This window comes from Rhodococcus sp. (in: high G+C Gram-positive bacteria) (assembly GCF_049286785.1).
Lineage (GTDB): Bacteria > Actinomycetota > Actinomycetes > Mycobacteriales > Mycobacteriaceae > Rhodococcus_F.
The window spans coordinates 1-3,110 of the sequence record NZ_JBAQEO010000281.1 but is presented as its reverse complement, the minus strand read 5'-3'; the positions used below and the strand labels follow the sequence as shown (position 1 = coordinate 3,110).

The following is a 3,110-nucleotide window of genomic DNA, read 5'->3' as shown; positions in this document are numbered from 1 at the left end:
GAGTGTCCGGCCTGGCCGGCGCGAGTCAGTGCGGCGGCGGTAGACGCGGTTCGCCGGCTTGCATCCGGGACCTGATGCGCGCTACGAGTACCGTTCAGGGCCCTCGAACCCGTGGAGAGCGGCTGCCCCGCACGGATGCCGAATGCCGGGGTTCTGTTCTCCATGTCCTACCGACGATTTCGGATCAGCTGGTCGGGGTAACTAACCGGACAACGAATGGACAGGCCCCGGGCGGGGCTTGAAAGCAGCTACGAGTGCGAGACGAGGTGGCGCCGGTGCCGTCCGACACCGAAAACAACAAGAAGCTGTCGCTGATCGGTTCGGTTTCGCTGGGGACGGGGGTGATGATCGGTGCGGGCATCTTCGCTCTGGTCGGGCAGGTGGCCGAGCTGGCGGGCTCCTGGGTGCCCTGGGCGTTCGTCGCCGGTTCGGTGGTCGTGGCGTTCAGTGCCTATTCGTATGTGCGGTACTCGAGCACGAATCCGTCCTCGGGTGGGATCGCGATGATATTGAAGGCCGCCTACGGCCCCGGCGTGGTGGCCGCGTCGTTCTCGTTGTTCATGTACATCTCGATGATCCTGGCCGAGAGTCTGCTGGCACGTACCTTCGGCACGTACCTGTTGCGTCCGTTCGGGATGCAGGGTTCGGCGGTGTGGGTGCCGGTCCTGGCGGTCGCGGCGATCGTGGCGGCAACAATGGTCAACCTGGTCGGAAACCGGTGGGTGGAAGGCTCGGCAACGGTGACCGCAGCGATCAAGATCGTCGGGATCGCCGCGCTAGCAGTGGCCGGTATCGCCGCAACCGGGGTCTCCGCGCTCTCGGAACTGTTCACCGGTGGAGACGCACGAACCCCACCGGACAGCGGGCTCCTGGGCTTTCTCGCCGGCGCCACGCTGTGCATCCTGGCGTACAAGGGCTTCACCACGATCACCAATCAGGGCGAGGACATCCGCAACCCCCAGCGCAACATCGCTCGCTCCATCGTGATCGCGATCGCGGTGTGCACGGTGGTCTATCTGCTGCTGACCGTCGCGGTCACCGGGAGCCTGTCGGTGCCGCAGATCGTAGCCTCCCGTGACTACGCGCTAGCCGAAGCCGCCGAGCCGCTGTTCGGGTCCTGGGGTGTGTCGCTGACGGTGGCGGTGGCGGTGGTCGCGACGTTGTCCGGATTGGTGGCAAGCCTGTTTTCCGTCTCGCGGTTGTACGACATGCTGCGCGAGATGAAGCAAGTTCCCGGGTTGCCGGGGTCGGTGAATCGGCAGTCGTTGTTCATCACGGCCGCGCTGGCGCTGGTGACGGCGGCGTTGTTCGACTTGAGCCAGATCGCCTCGCTAGGTGCGATGCTGTACCTGTCGATGGACATCGCCATCCATTGGGGTGTGATCCGTCGACTGCGCGACGAGGTGGAGTTCGCGACATGGATCCCGGCGGTTGCGATCGCACTCGATGTGCTCTTGCTCGTGCCGTTCGTGATCATGAAGATTCGCACGGACCTGTTCACGGTGGTCGCCACCGCGGCGGTGGCCGCGGTCATCTTCGCAGGCCAGTGGTTAGTCGTGCGCCGTCGCGGTGGAGCACCGGCACACCGGCAGCCCTCCGCCGGACACAGTTGACCAACGACTCGTCCCCGTCAAGATCATCGACCGCGCCGACAACGATGCGCTCCATCTCGACCGCACCGGCGAATACGTCGTCGTCAGCTCCCCCGTGGTTCGGTTACGTCGGCCGGGACCGTACCACCGGCGGTATCGTCACACGCGATCACAGTCCGTATCTTGCGGCTATGACGTATGCGCAATGGGAACGAAAGACGGAGTGGCCATTGGCCGGCGCAGCATTGGCGTTCTTGGGGATCTACGCGTGGACGGTGCTGGCACAGCCGGTGCGAACCTCCGCCACACTGGCCGAACACGCCGTCCAAGCGATCTGGGTTCTGTTCATCATCGACTACCTGGCACGGTTGACCTTGGCCGACCGGCGCGGCCGATGGTTCATCTACCATCTGCACGAACTCGCCATCGTGGTACTGCCGATACTCCGGCCACTGCGCCTGCTTCGACTCCTGACGGTGGTCAGTTTTCTTCAGCGCTCGGTCGGCGGCGCATTGCGAGGACGCGTGGTCACCTACGCGATCACCGGTACCACCCTGCTGATTGCCGTCGCATCGTTGGCGATGCTTGACGCCGAACGCGCAGCTCCCGATTCGACGATCACCACACTCCCCGATGCTCTCTGGTGGGCCATCGCGACAGTGACCACCGTCGGGTACGGCGATCTCTCGCCCGTCACCCCTGCCGGACGCCTGATCGCCGTGGGGTTGATGGTGGCCGGGATCGCCTTGCTCGGTGTCGTCACCGCCACCCTCGCATCCTGGCTGGTGCAGAAGGTGGCCGAACAAGACGAGATGAACCAAGCCGCCACCCGACAACAGGTCGTCGAACTGTCCCGGCAGGTCCAAGCCCTCCGAGCCCAACTCGATGCCGAGGGCCCATCTGCAGGCAGCGCCCCTGCACTCCCGCACGCCGAGAACAACTTCCCTGCTGTGAACAATTTCTGATGCGCGCAGAGGGTTCGACCAGGTCGGCGGGTCGGCCGCGCCTATACCCGCGGGTAAGTCTGTACCGATCCTCGACCCGGTGCCAGCTGCGTGGTTGAGTGTGTTCCCCGGCACACTGCACCCACTGCACTCGAAATCCAGGTCACGCCGGGTTCCACCGCCGTTCGAGTGCCTCGTGTACCTGCCGAGTGAGATGGTCGAGGTGGCCGCGAGTCGCGGCGTCGTGGTCGGTGAAGCATTTCTGCAGGGGCGGAAGTTGATCGGTGATCGCCGTGCGCTGCTCGCCGGTAGCGGCCTTCCATGCCAGCTCCCGCAGCATCGACACCAGCGCATCCAGCACCACGGGATCGCCGGCACCGTAGAGCCGCGGCTGGGTGCACACCAGATCCAGCAGCTCTGCGAAGGTGGGTCGCGCCACCACCACGCGTACCCGGTCGTGTTCGTCGCGCAGGGTGTACGGGCCGAGCCGAAGGTCGAGAAGGTCGACGAGTACCGCGGTGCACGAGACCAACCCGTGCACGGCGGTGGTGGGATCGTTGATCCCGGGTGACAG

Annotated in this window: 3 protein-coding genes; 2 read left to right on the top strand and 1 reads right to left on the bottom strand. The window is 65.2% G+C overall.

Going from position 1 to position 3,110, the window contains the following annotated elements; translation table 11 throughout:
- Positions 1 to 266: 266 nt before the first annotated feature.
- Both WAW17_RS11225 and WAW17_RS11220 read left to right on the top strand, forming a co-directional pair.
- Positions 267 to 1,613, top strand: a complete 1,347-nt coding sequence (locus WAW17_RS11225; protein ID WP_422333056.1) for an APC family permease — start codon at positions 267 to 269, stop codon at positions 1,611 to 1,613.
- Positions 1,614 to 1,783: 170 nt separating this feature from the next.
- A complete protein-coding gene (locus WAW17_RS11220; protein ID WP_422333055.1) occupies positions 1,784 to 2,557 on the top strand; it encodes an ion channel in 774 nt (257 codons plus the stop codon).
- Between the two features lie 142 nt (positions 2,558 to 2,699).
- Here the strand turns inward: WAW17_RS11220 and WAW17_RS11215 are convergent.
- A partial coding sequence (locus tag WAW17_RS11215) for a DUF2254 family protein (protein ID WP_422333054.1) occupies positions 2,700 to 3,110 on the bottom strand: 411 nt, incomplete at its 5' end.

Excerpts from the sequence above, each read along its gene's own strand:
- WAW17_RS11220 (WP_422333055.1), top strand. The coding sequence starts at position 1,784 with ATGACGTATGCGCAATGGGAACGAAAGACGGAGTGGCCATTGGCCGGC.